The following is a 14457-nucleotide window of genomic DNA, read 5'->3' as shown; positions in this document are numbered from 1 at the left end:
TTAGTGGCTAATAGCTATAACTCAACCCATGGCCAATGGGCTTTTCCGGCACCTGGCGTTTTGAGTTGCGTTTTATGTCGTTGCACGCCGTGCGCCCCAAGATCCTGGGTTTTATCAGCGAAGACGTCTCGGCCTGGCTGGTCGCGATGCTGGTATTGCTCGCTGGCGGGATTCTCACGGGATTGCTGGCCTGGGCGACGTTGAACCTGTTTCACCATCAATTGCGGCAACGCTTTCAACTGCTGGCCAGTGAGCGTTACAGCCGTATCGAAGAACGTTTCGAAGATCAGGAGCAGCGCCTCGATGGCCTGCGCCGGTTCTTCGCTAATTCCGACTCGGTGTCCCGCGCCGAATTCGACGGTTACACCCAACCTTTATTGCACCGTACCCAGGCGTATTCGTTTGCCAAGCGGGTGACCCGCGACGAGCGTCCAGCGTTTGAACGCGAGGTGCGCGCGGAAGGGTTGAGCGAGTTTTCCATTCGTGAGCTCAATCCTGCCGGCGAGCTGCAACTGGCGGCCGAGCGCGATGAATATGTGGTGGTGCTTTACAGTCAGACGCAAAGTCGCCTCGGTTCACCGCTGGGTTACGACCTGCTGGCCCAACCGTTGCGACGTGCCACGCTGGAACGGGCTGATCGGGGCAGCATGGCGGTTTCGCAACCGATGCATCTGGTGAGTGTCGAGCCGACCTATGCCCGAGGTGTGTTGCTGGTGGCGCCGGTCATTCATCGGCAAAGTGCGGAAACTAAGGCGGACAAGCCACTCGGCTACGTCATGGCGGTGATCAGCATGCGTCAGTTGCTGGCCGACGGACTGCCGGAGGCCGGACGCGACTATCTGTCGGTGCGTATTCTCGACCTGTCCACCAGCGATCAACACGAAGTGCTGTTTGAATCGACGAATCCGCCGGCCGCCAGTGAACTGACCGCGAGTCGCCTGCTGCGCCTGGCCGACCACGACTATCAAGTGGACATTCAGCCCAGCGAGGCCTTTCTGCAGGCCAACCATTCTTCGGTGAGCAGCCTGGTGGTGCTCGGCGGCTTGCTCAGCCTGTTGCTCAGTGCCTTGCTCTACGTGTTGGTCAGCCAGCGTCAACGGGCGTTGAAAATGGTCGAGCAGCGTACCGAAGAACTGCGTGCCCGCGAGCAAGAGTTGCGTGGCACCCACGGTCAGTTGCGCGGGGTGCTGAACGCCGCGACTCAAGTGGCGATCATCGCCACTGACCTGCGCGGGGTCATCAGCACCTTCAATGCCGGGGCCGAACAGATGCTCGGTTATAGCGCCGCGGAGGTGGTCGGGCGCATGACCCTGGAAAACCTGCATTTCCCCCGGGAACTGGTGGCCCGCTCGGCGGAATTGAGCGCCCGCTACGGCAAGCTGATCCCGACCTGCCAGGCGATGCTGGTCGAGGGCGGCGAGGAGGGTGGTCACGAAGCCCGCGAGTGGACTCTGGTGCGCCAGGATGGTAGTCACCTGACGGTGAACATGCTGGCCACCCCGGTGCTGGACGAGCAGGGGTTGTGGGTCGGGCATCTGGCAATCTGCATCGACATCACCGAACGCAAGCGCGTTCACGAGGCCCTGGCGGCGCGGGACTTGCTGCTGAAGAAACTCAGCGCCCATGTGCCGGGCGGCATCTACCAGTTCAAGATGGAGTTCGACGGGCGTTTCAGTGTGATTTACGCCAGTGACGGCATCCGCGACATCTACGAACTTGAACCGGATGTGTTGCTGCTCAACGCCGAAGCGATCTTCACCCGGATTCATCCACAGGATTCAACCCGGGTCCGCGCGTCGATCCGCGCCTCGGCGGACACCCTCAGCCCGTGGCGCGAGGAATACCGCGTGCAACTGCCCGTGGGCGGCCTGCGCTGGGTGCGTGGCGAGGCGACCCCGGAGGAACTGCCCGGTGGCGGCGTGCTCTGGCATGGCTATATCTCGGACATCTCCGATCTGAAGCGGGTTGAAGAAGAATTGCGGGCACTGTCGGTGACGGATTCCCTGACCGGCATTCACAACCGCCGCTATTTCCAGGAGCGCCTGACCATGGAAATGGCCCGGGTCGAACGCGGCGGCGGCGAGTTGTCGGTGATCATGCTCGACATCGATCATTTCAAACGCATCAACGACCAGCATGGCCACGCCGTGGGCGACCGAGTGCTGCAAGCCGTGTGCGAGCGCATCGGCCATCGCCTGCGCCGCACCGATGTGTTCTGCCGCCTCGGTGGTGAAGAATTCATGGTGCTGTGCCCGGACATCAACGGCGAACACGCGCATGTCCTGGCCTTGCAGTTGTGGCAAGCGCTGCGCAGCTCGCCGATTGAAGGCGTCGGCACGGTGACCGCGAGTTTCGGGATCGCCAGTTGGCAAGTCGGCGAGGGCGCCGATGCGCTGTTGCTGCGGGCGGACTCGGGGGTTTATGCGGCGAAGCAGGCGGGCAGGGATCGGGTGGAGAACCAGCGCTTGTAGGAGCAAGGCTTGCCCGCGATTGCGGTATGCCAAGTCATATCAATGTTTAATGTGCCGCCGTCATCGCGGGCAAGCCTTGCTCCTACACTGATCTGTGGTCGATCAGAAGGATTGTGTCCAACGCTGAACCCCTGTGGGAGCGGGCTTGCTCGCGAAAGCGGTGCGTCATTCAACACTGATGTCGACTGACACATCCTCTTCGCGAGCAAGCCCGCTCCCACAGTTGGATCTGTAGTGCTTTAGAGTACCGAAGCCGTTGCCGCCACTTTTGGCTGGCGATACAGGTCCAGCAGCACCTGATCCAGCACCGAAGAAGCGCCAAACGGTGCCTTGTCGTTGAGGATCGCCACCACTGCCCAAGTGTTGCCATTGACGTCGCGGCTAAAGCCCGAGATGGCGCGCACGGTGTTCAGGGTGCCGGTCTTGATGTGCGCTTCACCGCGCATGGCGGTGGTCTTCAGGCGTTTACGCATGGTGCCGTCGGTGCCGGCAATCGGCAGCGAGCTGATGAACTCAGCGGCATACGGGCTGTGCCACGCGGCTTGCAGCATGCCGGCCATTTCACGGGCGCTCACCCGTTCCGCGCGGGACAGGCCGGAACCGTTCTCCATCACCAGGTGCGGCGCAGTGATGCCTTTCTGGGCCAGCCACTGGCGAACGATACGCTGGGCAGCCTTGGCGTCATCGCCGTCGGCATCATTGCGAAACTTCTGGCCCAGGCTCAGGAACAACTGCTGGGCCATGGTGTTGTTACTGTATTTATTGATGTCGCGAATGATTTCCGCGAGGTCCGGCGAGAACGCCCGCGCCAACACCTTGGCATCTTTTGGCGTCGGTGCCAGCACATCCTTGCCCTGGATGCTGCCACCCAGTTCTTTCCAGATCGCGCGCACGGCGCCGGCGGTGTAGGTCGCGTGGTCGAGCAGCGACAGGTAGGTCTGCGAGCTGCAACCGTCACCCAACTGGCCGCCGACCGTGACGGTCACGCTGCCATCGGGCTGAGTCACCGGGTTGTAGCGCACGCCACCGGCGCATTGCTTGGAATTGACTGCTTTGACCTGATTGTCGATGGTAATCGTCGCAATCGGCGGCTCCACCGACACCAGCACCTTGCCGTTGTCGTTGCGCGCCACAAAGCGCAAGGCCTTGAGGTTGACCATCAGCGAGTCAGGCTTGACCAGGAACGGTTTGTTCTCGTCATTGCCGTCGTCATTGAATTGCGGCAGTTGCGGCTGCACGAAGAAGCTGCGATCCAGCACCAGGTTGCCGGTGACTTGTGTCACGCCGTTGGCCCGCAGGTCGCGCATCAGCAGCCAGAGTTTTTCCATGTTCAGCTTCGGATCGCCGCCACCCTTGAGGTAGAGGTTACCGTTAAGGATGCCGCCGCTCAGGGTGCCATCGGTGTAGAACTCGGTTTTCCACTGGTGGTTCGGGCCGAGCATTTCCAGGGCCGCGTACGTGGTGACCAGTTTCATGGTCGAGGCCGGGTTGACCGACACGTCCGCGTTGAAAATGGTCGGAGTGCCGGGGCCGTCGAGCGGGAGCATCACCAGGGACAGCGCGTTGTCTTGCAACTTGCTGGCCTTGAGGGCTTTTTCAACGTTGGGCGTCAGCGAGGTATTGATCTGAGCAGCGGAAACCGGGAGAGCCAGGGGCAGAAGAAGACTGGCGAGTAACAATGGACGCAAAGATTTGATCATATGAAGTAAAACCCTACGGGCGAGGGGAAAAAAGGCGAGGGCATGAAGATAAAATCCCTCAGTGGTCATGAAAGTGTCGGCATTATGCCCCAAGGTGACGCGGCGTGTGCCGTGCCCCGGCCCTCTAATTCGCTATTTTTTTACCGACGGTAGGCTGGCCGCCACCGCGGAGCGGGCAATTGGCGCCTTAAACTGCTAAAGTGCCGCCCGTTATTACTTATGAGGATTGTTCCAATGGCGACTAACCGTTCCCAGCGTCTGCGCAAAAAACTGTGCGTCGATGAATTTCAAGAGCTGGGTTTCGAACTGAACCTGGATTTCAAAGAAGATTTGGCTGATGAAGCCATTGATGCTTTCCTCGACGCGTTCCTGAAAGAAGCCATGGAAGCCAACGGTCTGGGTTATGTTGGCGGCGACGACTTCGGTCTGGTTTGCCTGCAGAAACGTGGCTCGGTGTCCGAAGAGCAGCGTGCAGCTGTTGAAGCCTGGCTCAAAGGCCGCAGCGAACTGACCGAAGCAACCGTCAGCCCGCTGATCGACGTCTGGTACCCGGAAAAGCCGATCAATCCGGTAGCTTGATGTCATAGCTTTTGTCTTAAAAAAAGCGGCGACCCACGGGGCGCCGTTTTTTTATGCCCGGATTAAATGATCGCAGCCTCGTTTCACTCGACAGCTGCTACATGGATTGCGTCGCCCTGTAGCAGCTGTCGAGTGAAACGAGGCTGCGTGCTTTTAACTTTTACGCCAATTCAAAATCACCAACGTCAACACCCCCGCCACAATCCCCCAGAATGCCGACCCGATGGAAAACAGCGTCAGCCCCGACGCCGTGACCATGAACGTGACCAACGCCGCTTCCCGCTCTTTGACTTCGCTCATGGCAATGCTCAAGCCATTGATGATCGAGCCGAACAGCGCCAGCGCCGCAATCGACAGCACCAACTCTTTCGGCAACGCGGCAAACAACGCCGCCAGCGTCGCGCCGAACACCCCGGCAATCCCGTAGAAAATCCCGCACCAGACCGCCGCCGTGTAGCGCTTGTTGCGGTCTTCATGGGCGTGGGGCCCGGTGCAGATTGCCGCGCTGATCGCTGCGAGGTTGATGCCGTGGGAGCCAAACGGCGCCAGCAGCAACGAGGCGATGCCGGTGGTGGTGATCAGCGGCGAGGCCGGCACGGTGTAGCCGTCGGCGCGCAACACGGCGATACCGGGCATGTTCTGCGAGGTCATTGCCACCACGAACAGCGGAATGCCGATGCTGATGGTCGCGGCCAGGGAGAAGTGCGGCGTGGTCCAGACCGGCGTCGCCAGTTCCAAATGAAAACCACTGAAGTCCAGCAGCCCCATGAACCCCGACAGCGCCGTACCGATCAACAGCGCGGCGAGCACCGCGTAACGCGGCGACAGGCGCTTGACCACCAGGTAAGTGAAGAACATCCCCAACACCAACGCGGTGCGATGCTGCGCGGCGACAAAAATCTCGCTGCCGATCTTGAACAGGATCCCCGCCAGCAGCGCCGCGGCCAGCGACGCCGGGATCTTTTTCACCAGCCGTTCGAAACTGCCGGTCAAACCACAAATGGTCACCAGCACCGCGCACGTTATATAGGCGCCGATGGCTTCGCCGTAGGTCACGCCGCCGAGGCTGGTGATCAGCAACGCCGCGCCGGGCGTGGACCAGGCAATGGTGATCGGCGTGCGATAACGCAGGGACAGGCCGATCGAGCAGATCGCCATCCCAATCGAAATCGCCCAGATCCACGAGGAAATCTGCCCGCTGGTCAGGCCCGCCGCTTGTCCGGCCTGGAACATCAGGACCAGAGAACTGGTGTAGCCGGTCATCATGGCGATGAAACCGGCGACGATGGCCGAAGGCGACGTGTCGGCCAAGGGGCGCAGTTGCGTGTGCGTGGCGTCGTTCATGACAGCGGTGTTCCTTGTTCTGGTGAAGATGTCCGCTTCAACCCAATCCAATGTAGGAGCTGCCGAAGGCTGCGATCTTTTGATATTCGTCTTTAAAAGCAAGATCAAAAGATCGCAGCCTTCGGCAGCTCCTACGCAAAGGTTCGCGTTTCAGCGGCGGATTCCGGGTTCAAGCCTAAACTCAAAGGTAACGGACCGTTGCGATACAGCCGTGGCCGCAATCAGCCATACAGTCGTGTTGCCACCATCCATTGTGTACAATCGCGGTGTTTTTTACGCGATACTTGCCAGCGACCCACTGTGCCGTATTACAGTCACGGTCTATTCGCCGCAGTTCTCCCGACTCGAGTGCCCATGAACGAACAGTTGCAGCCCCTAAAGAAACAACCGCGAGCAGGCAAAGCCGGCCGCAGCGGTACCCAGGACGATATTGTCTACGCGCATATCTTCGAGGCTATCCTTGAACAGCGCCTGGCGCCCGGCACCAAGTTGAGCGAAGAAGCGCTGGGGGAAATTTTCGGGGTCAGCCGCACCATCATTCGCCGCGCGCTGTCGCGTCTGGCCCACGAAGGCGTGGTGTTGCTGCGGCCGAACCGTGGCGCCGTCGTCGCCAGCCCGAGCGTCGAAGAGGCCCGTCAGGTGTTCCTCGCTCGCCGTCTGGTGGAGCGGGCGATCACTGAACTGGCGGTGCAGCACGCCACCGCCGAGCAGATCGCTGAATTGCGCCAAATGGTCAACGACGAACGCGACAGCTTTTCCCGTGGTGATCGCGGCGCCGGTATCCGTCTGTCGGGCGAATTCCACCTGAAACTCGCCGAAGCGGCGAAGAACGCACCGCTGATCAGCTTCCAGCGCAGCCTCGTGTCCCAGACCTCGTTGATCATCGCCCAGTACGAAAGCGGCAACCGCTCGCACTGTTCTTATGATGAACACACCCAGTTGATCGACGCGATCGAAGCGCGCAACGGTGAATTGGCAGTGGACCTGATGATGCATCACATGGATCACATCGACAGCAAACTCAACCTCGACGAAGAAAGTGCGTCGGATGATTTGCATGCGGTGTTCTCGCATTTGTTGCAGACCAAGAAGCCTGGGCGCTCCACCGCGAAGCTCTGATTGTCGAGTGCAGCTGAAAAGATCGCAGCCTCGTTTCACTCGACAGCTCCTACAGGATTACGAATTCCAATGTAGGAGCTGTCGAGTGAAACGAGGCTGCGATCTTTTGATCTTGCCGACATGCAATAAAAATCCCCCGGGCTATACAGCCGCGGGGGATTTTTTTGCCCGAAGAAACCTCAGCGCTGATGCACCAATGTCCCCGCCGCATACGTCTGCAACACCGTCCGGTCATCCCCCAGCGTCATCAACACAAACAACGTCTCGGCAATGTTATTGGCCTGTTTCAAGCGATAGCTGAGCAGCGGCGTGGCGTTGTAATCCAGCACCAGGAAGTCGGCATCGGTGCCCGTGTGCAACGTACCGATCTTGTCTTCCAGGCGCAGCGCCCGTGCACCACCGAGGGTCGCCAGGTACAGCGATTTGAACGGGCTCAGCCGCGCGCCTTGCAACTGCATGACTTTGTACGCTTCGTTCAAGGTTTGCAGCAGCGAGAAACTGGTGCCGCCGCCCACGTCCGTACCCAAACCGACATTCAACTTGTGCTTCTCGGCCATCGGCAGGTTGAACAAGCCGCTGCCGAGGAAGAAGTTCGAGGTCGGGCAGAAGGCGATCGCCGAGCCGGTTTCCGCCAGCCGCGCGCACTCGTCGTCGCACAGGTGCACGCCGTGGGCAAACACCGAGCGCTCGCCCAGCAACTGGTAGTGATCGTAAACGTCCAGGTAGCCCTTGCGCTCCGGGAACAGTTCCTTGACCCACTCGACCTCTTTCAGGTTTTCGCTGATGTGGGTCTGCATATACAAGTCCGGGTATTCACCGAGCAACTGGCCGGCGAGGGTCAGTTGTTCCGGGGTGCTGGTCGGGGCGAAGCGCGGGGTGACCGCATAGTGCAAGCGGCCCTTGCCGTGCCAGCGCTCGATCAGCGCCTTGCTTTCCACGTAGCTGGATTCGGCGGTGTCGGTCAGGTAGTCCGGCGCGTTGCGGTCCATCATCACCTTGCCGGCGATCATGCGCAGGTCCAGTTGCTGGGCGGCTTCGAAGAACGAGTTCACCGATTGCGGGTGCACACTGCCGAACACCAGCGCGGTGGTGGTGCCGTTGCGCAGCAGTTCCTTGATGAAAATGTCCGCCACTTCATCGGCGTGGGCCTTGTCGGCGAACTGGCTTTCGCAGGGGAAGGTGTACGTGTTGAGCCAATCCAGCAACTGCTCGCCGTAGGCCCCGACCATGCCGGTTTGCGGCAAGTGGATGTGGGTATCGATCAGGCCCGGAGTGATCAGCGCATCCTGGTAATGCGTGATCTCGATGTCCGCCGGCAGGGTCGCCAACAGTTCGCTGGCGTGGCCGATGGCGCTGATCTGGCCGTTCTCGACCACCAGCAGGCCGTCCTCGAAATACTCATAAGAGGCTTCGATGCCGACTTCGGCGGGGTCGGCGATGCTGTGCAGGATGGCGGCGCGGTAGGCTTTGCGAGTCAAAGGCATGTGGGTTCTCGGTTTCTAGGCTTATCAATTAGAGGCTTGGCTGCGGCGAGAAGCAGGCAGCAGTTTGGCAATCGATGATCCGGCGCTGGCGGTCTGCTGGCCGAAATTCGCGTTATAGGTGGCGATGATTTCGCCGGCGATGGAGATGGCGATTTCCACAGGCAACTTGCCTTTGACTTCGCCGATGCCCATCGGGCAACGCATGCGTTGCAGCACGTCGCTGTCGAATCCACGATCACGCAGGCGATGTTCGAACTTCACCCGTTTGGTCTTCGAACCGATCAGGCCGAAGTAGGTGAAATCGTTGCGCTTGAGGATCGCGGCGGTGAGTTCGAGGTCGAGTTGATGGTTGTGGGTCATGACGATGCAGTAGCTGCCGGCGGGCAGGTTGTCGATTTCATCCACCGGTTCTTCGGCGACGATTTTACGCACGCCGTGGGGGATCTGGTCCGGGAACTCCGCTTCCCGCGAATCGATCCAGCGCACCCGGCAGGGCAGGCTGGCGAGCAGCGGCACCAGCGCCCGGCCGACATGGCCGGCGCCGAACACGGCAATCTGCGCCTGGACCTGGCCCATCGGTTCGAACAGCAACACGGTCACGCCGCCACAGCACTGGCCGAGGCTGGCGCCGAGGCTGAAGCGCTCCAGGTGCGTGTCTTGCTTGCCGCTGGCGAGCATCTCGCGGCCGATCTGCATGGCCTTGTATTCCAGATGCCCGCCACCGATGGTGTCGAAGGTCTGGCTTGCGCTGATGACCATTTTCGAACCGGCATTGCGCGGCGTCGAGCCGAGCTCTTCGATGATGGTCACCAACACGCAGGGTTCACCCTGGGATTGCAGGTCGGCGAGGGCGTCGATCCAGTTGTACATGTTTCACCTCGACATCTGTGTTGTCTGTTCGGCCATCTTCGCGAGCAAGCCCGCTCCCACATTTGGAATGCGTTCCCCTGTGGGAGCGGGCTTGCTCGCGAATGGCCGCGCCTCGGTCTTAGAGCGAAGCCAACTCCGGCTCAGCCTCGACAGCCTTCGCCACCTTCAACTGGCGCATCTGCTCGCACCCCCACAACACCCGCTCCGGCGTCGCCGGCGCATCGATCTTCGGTTGATGCTTGTAGTCACCGAGGCTCGCCACCGCATCCTTAATTGCACACCACGACGCGATACCGAGCATGAACGGCGGCTCGCCCACGGCCTTGGAATGGAACACCGTGTCTTCCGGGTTCTTGCGGTTTTCCACCAGCTTCACCCGCAGGTCCAGCGGCATGTCGGCAACCGCCGGGATCTTGTAGCTGGCGGGGCCGTTGGTCATCAGTTTGCCTTTGTTGTTCCACACCAGTTCTTCCATGGTCAGCCAACCCATGCCCTGAATGAAACCGCCCTCGACCTGACCGATGTCGATCGCCGGGTTCAGCGAGGCGCCGACGTCGTGAAGGATGTCGGTGCGCAGCATTTTGTATTCGCCGGTCAGGGTGTCGACAATCACTTCGCAGCACGCCGCGCCAAAGGCGTAGTAGTAGAACGGACGTCCCCGGGCCTGGCTGCGGTCGTAGAAGATTTTCGGGGTCTTGTAGAACCCGGTGCTCGACAACGAAACCTGGGCGAAATACGCCTGCTGGATCAGCGCTTCGAAGGTCAGGATGTGATCGCGAACCCGCACGTGGCCGTTGTGGAACTCCACGTCTTCTTCGCTGACTTTGTAGTGGCGCGCGGCGAATTCGACGAGCCGTTGCTTGATGATTTCCGCAGCGTTCTGCGCGGCTTTACCGTTAAGGTCGGCGCCGCTCGAAGCTGCGGTCGGCGAGGTGTTTGGTACCTTGTCGGTGTTGGTCGCGGTGATCTGCACACGGTCCATTTCCACCTGGAACACTTCGGCCACGACCTGCGCGACTTTGGTGTTCAGGCCCTGGCCCATCTCGGTGCCGCCGTGGTTCAAATGGATGCTGCCGTCGGTGTAGACGTGCACCAGCGCACCGGCCTGGTTGAGGAAGCTCGCGGTGAACGAAATACCGAATTTCACCGGGGTCAGCGCCAGGCCTTTTTTCAGGATCGGGCTGTTGGCGTTGTAGCGACGGATCGCTTCGCGGCGCTCGGCGTACTGGCTGCTTTCTTCCAGTTCGGCGGTCATTTCCTCGAGCATGTTGTGCTCGACGGTCTGGTAGTAGTGGGTGACGTTGCGCTCGGTCTTGCCGTAGTAGTTGGCCTTGCGCACGGCCAGCGGATCGAGGGCCAGATGCCGGGCGATGGCGTCCATCACTTCTTCGATGGCGACCATGCCTTGCGGGCCGCCGAAGCCACGGTAAGCGGTGTTCGACGCGGTGTTGGTCTTGCAGCGGTGACCGTTGATGGTCGCGTCGCCCAGGTAATAAGAGTTGTCGGCGTGGAACATTGCACGGTCGACAATCGACGCCGACAGGTCTGGCGAGCAACCACAGTTACCGGCCAGTTCCAGCGCGATACCGTGCAGGCGGCCGGTGCTGTCAAAGCCGACGTCGTACTCGACGTAAAACGGGTGACGCTTGCCGGTCATCAGCATGTCTTCGACCCGGGGCAGGCGCATTTTGGTCGGCTGGCCGGTCAGGTGCGCAATAACTGCACACAGGCACGCCGGGCTCGCGGCCTGGGTTTCCTTGCCGCCGAAACCACCGCCCATGCGGCGCATGTCGACCACGATTTTGTTCATCGACACGTCGAGCACTTCAGCGACCAGTTTCTGCACTTCGGTGGGGTTTTGCGTGGAGCAGTAGACGATCATCCCGCCGTCTTCGGTCGGCATCACCGAAGAGATCTGGGTTTCGAGGTAGAAGTGTTCCTGGCCGCCAATGTGCAGCGTGCCCTGGATGCGGTGTTCGGCAGTCGCCAATGCACCGGCCGAATCGCCACGCTGATGGGTGTGGCTGTCGAGTACAAAGTGGCGCTTTCTTAATGCTTCAACCACATCCAGTACCGGTTCGAGATCTTCATATTCGATGATCGCGGCCATCGCGGCTTTGCGCGCGGTTTCCAGGTCTTTCGCCGCCACGGCGAGCACCGGTTGCCCGACGAATTGCACGTCATCGATGGCCAGCAGCGGATCACCCGGCAGCAGCGGACCGATGTCTTTCAGACCCGGCACGTCTTTGTGGGTGATGGCGATGCGCACGCCTTCGAAGGCGTAGCAGGGCTGGGTGTCGATGCTGATGATTTTCGCGTGGGCGCGGTCCGACAGGCGTGCGTAAACGTGCAACTGGTTAGGGAATTCCAACCGGTCATCTATGTACTGCGCTTCACCGGACACGTGTTTGGCGGCGCTGTCGTGCTTGACGCTGCGGCCGACACCGGTGGTCAGGTCCTTGGCGAACAGTTCAGCCAGTTCGGCTTGGGTCTTCTCTACGGCGTGATGATTAGACATAAGCGGTCACCCGAGTCTCGATGTGCGGCGTTTGCAGTTCGATGAAGTATTTGCGCAGCAGGTTTTGCGCGCTGAGCAGGCGATATTCCTTGCTGGCGCGGAAGTCCGAGAGCGGCGTGAAATCTTCGGCGAGGGCGGCGCAGGCGCGCTCGACCAGCGCGCTATTGAACGGCGCGCCGATCAGCACGGTTTCGCAATGGGCGGCGCGTTTCGGGATCGCGGCCATGCCGCCGAAAGCGATGCGGGCGTCGGTGATGACACCGTTTTCCACGCGCAGATTGAATGCGGCGCAGACGGCGGAGATGTCGTCGTCCAGTCGTTTGGAAACCTTGTATGCACGGAACAATTGTTCGGCGCTGGCACGCGGCACGATGATCTTTTCGATGAACTCGCTTTCCTGACGCGCCGTCACTTTGTAATCGATGAAGTAGTCGTCGAGGTTCAGCGTGCGGCGGGTTTCACCCTTGCACAACACAACCTGCGCGCCGAGCGCAATCAGCAGCGGTGGCGAGTCACCAATCGGCGAAGCGTTACCGATATTGCCGCCGAGGGTGCCCTGATTGCGGATTTGCAGCGACGCGAAACGGTGCAGCAGTTCGCCGAAGTCCGGGTACTCGGCATTCAGCGCTTCGTAGCAGTCGGAGAGTGCGGTGGCCGCGCCGATTTCGATGCGGTCGTCAAAGGTTTCGATGCGCTTCATCTCGGCAACGTTGCCGACGTAGATCATCACCGGCAAGGTGCGGTGGAACTGCGTGACTTCCAGCGCGAGATCGGTGCCGCCGGCCAGCAGGCGGGCCTGTGGATAAGCGTCGTAGAGGTCAGCCAGATCGGCGACGGTCAGGGGTACCAGGCAGCGCTTGTCGCCACTGTTGAGTTCGCCGATGTCGGTGGGGGCGATGGCTTTCAGGCGGGCGATGGTGTCGGCCTCGCGGGCGTCGAACTGATCCGGTTGCTTGCCGCAGCAGGACTGCTCGGCGGCTTGCAGTATCGGCCGATAGCCGGTGCAACGGCAGAGGTTGCCGGCCAGCGCTTCGTGGGCTTTATGCGAGTCGGGTGCGTCGCTGTTCTTTTGCAGCGCGAACAACGACATCACGAAGCCCGGGGTGCAGAAGCCGCATTGCGAGCCGTGGCACTCGATCATGGCTTTCTGCACGCTGTGCAGTTCGCCCTTGTGCTTGAGATCTTCAACGCTGATCAGTTGTTTGCCGTGCAGCGACGACACGAACGTCAGGCACGAATTGAGGCTGCGATAGCGAATGTGTTCGCGGCCGTCGTCATCCGTTTGCAACTCGCCGACCACCACGGTGCACGCGCCGCAGTCGCCGCTGGCGCAGCCTTCTTTGGTACCGGGTTTGCCCACATGGTCGCGCAAGTAATTGAGCACGGTCAGGTTCGGGTCCAGGGCGTGCTCGCTACGGAGTTCCTGGTTTAGTAAAAACTGGATCACGGAAGGCCTCGCAGACTCATTATTGTTGTTAACCGATGGAACCGAATTTATCAGGTCTGACTTTTCGGTCAATGATTTTCTGACTTAAAGGTCAGGAAAGCCGGTTTTGGCGATCAACAACGCGTTTCAACAGTATTGACCCTGACTCGATAGCTTGCTTTTTGCTTGATTCGTGCCAAAAACCGCCGGGTGGGCACTCCGCCATGACGTACCAATTGCGCTACACTGCGCCGCTTGTGCAGATCGAAGAGTTTGAAGGACAACCATGACGTTCAAGGCGCCGGACAGCCTCGCCGAGCAAATCGCTCACCACCTCGCCGAACGCATCATTCGCGGCGAAATGAAGCCGGGAGAGCGCATTCAGGAACAGAAGGTCACGCTGGCCCTCAATGTCAGCCGCGGTTCGGTCCGTGAGGCGTTGCTGATCCTCGAGCGCCGCCACCTGATCGCGATCCTGCCGCGACGGGGTGCCCACGTGACCGAACTCACCGCGCACAAGGTCCAGAGCCTGTGCACGCTGATGAGCGAGTTGTACATCTTGCTCGGCAATGCTGTGGCCAACGGTTGGCAAGCCCAGGCCGACCTCGCGCCGTTCGTGCAGATCCAGCAGCGTCTGGTCGGCAGCTACGAGCGCCAGGACATCCGCACGTTCGTCGACGACAGCTTCAGCGTGATGCGCGCCGCGTACCCATTCGCCAACAACCCGTACTTGCAGGAAACCGTCGAGAATCTGCAGCCGGCCATGAGCCGCGCGTATTTCCTCGCCCTGGAACAGCGCAAGGCCGAGATGAGCGAATTTCTGGAGCTGTTCGAGCGCTTGCTCGCAGCGGTGATCGCCCGTGATTTCCCGCAGATTCGCGTGGTGCTGACGGCGTATGCCCAGCGCAGCTGTGATCTGGTGGTTTCCGCCCTGACGGTCGCTTAA

General features: G+C 60.6%; 10 protein-coding genes. 4 read left to right on the top strand and 6 right to left on the bottom strand.

Annotated elements, in window-relative coordinates; genetic code table 11:
• The first annotated feature begins 74 nt into the window (after positions 1 to 74).
• Entirely contained in the window at positions 75 to 2471 is a 2397-nt protein-coding gene (locus HB680_RS02315) for a diguanylate cyclase (RefSeq protein WP_213936954.1), read from the top strand.
• 239 nt (positions 2472 to 2710) lie between these two features.
• Here HB680_RS02315 and dacB read toward each other — a convergent pair whose 3' ends face one another.
• Positions 2711 to 4171, bottom strand: a complete 1461-nt coding sequence (gene dacB, locus HB680_RS02310) for a D-alanyl-D-alanine carboxypeptidase/D-alanyl-D-alanine-endopeptidase (RefSeq protein WP_213936953.1) — start codon at positions 4169 to 4171, stop codon at positions 2711 to 2713.
• A 234-nt stretch (positions 4172 to 4405) separates the two neighbouring features.
• Between dacB and HB680_RS02305 the strand changes: the two genes are divergently transcribed.
• Entirely contained in the window at positions 4406 to 4750 is a 345-nt protein-coding gene (locus tag HB680_RS02305; protein WP_007896965.1) for a YggL family protein, read from the top strand.
• Positions 4751 to 4903: 153 nt separating this feature from the next.
• Here HB680_RS02305 and HB680_RS02300 read toward each other — a convergent pair whose 3' ends face one another.
• Positions 4904 to 6094 carry a benzoate/H(+) symporter BenE family transporter gene (locus HB680_RS02300; RefSeq protein WP_213936952.1) on the bottom strand — a complete coding sequence of 397 codons (1191 nt, stop codon included), beginning with the start codon at positions 6092 to 6094 and terminating at the stop codon, positions 4904 to 4906.
• Positions 6095 to 6448: 354 nt separating this feature from the next.
• Between HB680_RS02300 and HB680_RS02295 the strand changes: the two genes are divergently transcribed.
• Positions 6449 to 7213: a GntR family transcriptional regulator gene (locus HB680_RS02295; protein WP_054054029.1), complete on the top strand. Its 765-nt coding sequence runs from the start codon at positions 6449 to 6451 to the stop codon at positions 7211 to 7213.
• A 179-nt stretch (positions 7214 to 7392) separates the two neighbouring features.
• Here the strand turns inward: HB680_RS02295 and guaD are convergent, their stop codons facing one another.
• The 4 genes from guaD to xdhA form a co-directional block, all read right to left on the bottom strand.
• Positions 7393 to 8697: a guanine deaminase gene (guaD, locus tag HB680_RS02290; protein WP_213936951.1), complete on the bottom strand. Its 1305-nt coding sequence runs from the start codon at positions 8695 to 8697 to the stop codon at positions 7393 to 7395.
• A gap of 24 nt (positions 8698 to 8721) precedes the next feature.
• On the bottom strand, positions 8722 to 9567 hold the full coding sequence (xdhC, locus tag HB680_RS02285; RefSeq protein ID WP_213936950.1) for a xanthine dehydrogenase accessory protein XdhC: 846 nt from the start codon (positions 9565 to 9567) through the stop codon (positions 8722 to 8724).
• 118 nt (positions 9568 to 9685) lie between these two features.
• Positions 9686 to 12085 (bottom strand): xanthine dehydrogenase molybdopterin binding subunit, encoded by a 2400-nt coding sequence (xdhB, locus tag HB680_RS02280; RefSeq protein ID WP_213936949.1) that lies wholly within the window; start codon positions 12083 to 12085, stop codon positions 9686 to 9688.
• Complete coding sequence (gene xdhA, locus HB680_RS02275) at positions 12078 to 13532, bottom strand: xanthine dehydrogenase small subunit (RefSeq protein ID WP_213936948.1); 1455 nt, start codon at positions 13530 to 13532, stop codon at positions 12078 to 12080. The genes xdhB and xdhA overlap by 8 nt, the downstream gene beginning before the upstream one ends.
• 265 nt (positions 13533 to 13797) lie before the next feature.
• Between xdhA and HB680_RS02270 the strand changes: the two genes are divergently transcribed.
• Positions 13798 to 14457 carry a GntR family transcriptional regulator gene (locus tag HB680_RS02270; protein WP_213936947.1) on the top strand — a complete coding sequence of 220 codons (660 nt, stop codon included), beginning with the start codon at positions 13798 to 13800 and terminating at the stop codon, positions 14455 to 14457.

The sequence above is a fragment of the Pseudomonas sp. dw_612 genome, assembly GCF_018449725.1.
GTDB lineage: Bacteria > Pseudomonadota > Gammaproteobacteria > Pseudomonadales > Pseudomonadaceae > Aquipseudomonas.
This window is presented reverse-complemented; position numbering and strand designations above follow the sequence as displayed.

Excerpts from the sequence above, each read along its gene's own strand:
- HB680_RS02270 (WP_213936947.1), top strand. The coding sequence starts at position 13,798 with ATGACGTTCAAGGCGCCGGACAGCCTCGCCGAGCAAATCGCTCACCAC.
- xdhB (WP_213936949.1), bottom strand. The coding sequence starts at position 12,085 with ATGTCTAATCATCACGCCGTAGAGAAGACCCAAGCCGAACTGGCTGAA.
- HB680_RS02315 (WP_213936954.1), top strand. The coding sequence starts at position 75 with ATGTCGTTGCACGCCGTGCGCCCCAAGATCCTGGGTTTTATCAGCGAA.
- HB680_RS02295 (WP_054054029.1), top strand. The coding sequence starts at position 6,449 with ATGAACGAACAGTTGCAGCCCCTAAAGAAACAACCGCGAGCAGGCAAA.
- guaD (WP_213936951.1), bottom strand. The coding sequence starts at position 8,697 with ATGCCTTTGACTCGCAAAGCCTACCGCGCCGCCATCCTGCACAGCATC.
- HB680_RS02305 (WP_007896965.1), top strand. The coding sequence starts at position 4,406 with ATGGCGACTAACCGTTCCCAGCGTCTGCGCAAAAAACTGTGCGTCGAT.
- xdhC (WP_213936950.1), bottom strand. The coding sequence starts at position 9,567 with ATGTACAACTGGATCGACGCCCTCGCCGACCTGCAATCCCAGGGTGAA.
- HB680_RS02300 (WP_213936952.1), bottom strand. The coding sequence starts at position 6,094 with ATGAACGACGCCACGCACACGCAACTGCGCCCCTTGGCCGACACGTCG.
- dacB (WP_213936953.1), bottom strand. The coding sequence starts at position 4,171 with ATGATCAAATCTTTGCGTCCATTGTTACTCGCCAGTCTTCTTCTGCCC.